This window comes from Shewanella sp. SG41-4 (assembly GCF_014164505.1).
Classification (GTDB): Bacteria; Pseudomonadota; Gammaproteobacteria; order Enterobacterales; family Shewanellaceae; genus Shewanella.
Map to the genome: position 1 here is coordinate 1 of NZ_JACJFI010000679.1, position 1,039 is coordinate 1,039.

The 1,039-nt window shown below is 39.6% G+C and carries 1 protein-coding gene; it reads right to left on the minus strand.

The features are described 5' to 3' along the window. Positions 1–91 precede the first annotated feature (91 nt). The coding region (gene pssA, locus H5202_RS23220; protein ID WP_182774080.1) for a CDP-diacylglycerol--serine O-phosphatidyltransferase at positions 92–1,039 on the minus strand (948 nt) is incomplete at its 5' end.

Sequence of the window (1,039 nt, forward strand, 5' to 3'; positions counted from 1 at the left end):
TTACTCGGCAGTTCTGACATTTGACAACTCTAAGATGAAAAAAGTTCATCACCATTTCTGATGATGAACTAGTAAGCGTATTAGGAGCACATTATAAAATACGGCGTAATAAAAAGTCTGCTTTTAAACGGCGGATTCGATTCATGATTTTTTTCACAGGTTTTGGGTATTTCTGCAACGTATCGATTTGGCTGTAATGAAATAATCGCTCTGTGTGTAGCAAGATATAATGCTGCTCCTGGATAAACGACTCTTTCCAGCACCCTGACTCATCATGCAATAATAAGCCATTTTCTAAATCCAATGCCCACGCTCGAGGGTTAAGGTTCGAACCGGTTATCAGATGCTTTCGATTATCAGCACTGATGCCCTTTAAATGAAAACTGTTAATACCATCTTTCCATAGGTGAATATTCAGTTGTCCGTTCTCAATAGCCCATTGCTGGTTTTTGGCAAATTTACGCAATGATTGTTCATACATGTAAGGCAATGCACCAATCGTTGAAAAATCTTGATCTGGCGGAATGTAGAAGTCATTTGCCGTTTTGTCACCAACGACAATATCAATTTTTTTGCCTTCACGCAGATGTCTTGCTAATGCACGAGTTAAAACCGTTGGTGGATTAAAATAAGGCGTACAAATAAACAACTCTTTCGTCGAGGAATCAACTAACTTAACGATAGTGTCATTTAATTCGTTATTCTTTCTGCCTAAACCGATCAAAGGTGTAACACGGTTACCCACTGTGGTAGAGGTATACTGATATCGGGCCTGAGATAAACGATGTTTAAAGCTTTTTACATCGTTCTTTTCAGGGTTATCTTCATTGTAGGCAGCTTGACTTAATACACTTACGGCAGGGTCGCTAACGATTTCCTGCTTTATCATGTCACGCATACTGCGGGCTAGCTCCGGACAATCGATAACATGATATCTATCGAAACGGTATTTTTCTTGCTGCTGTAAATAAATGTTGTTAATGCTCGCGCCACTGTAAATAACCGTGTCGTCAATGATAAAGCCTTTCAGGTGCAGTAC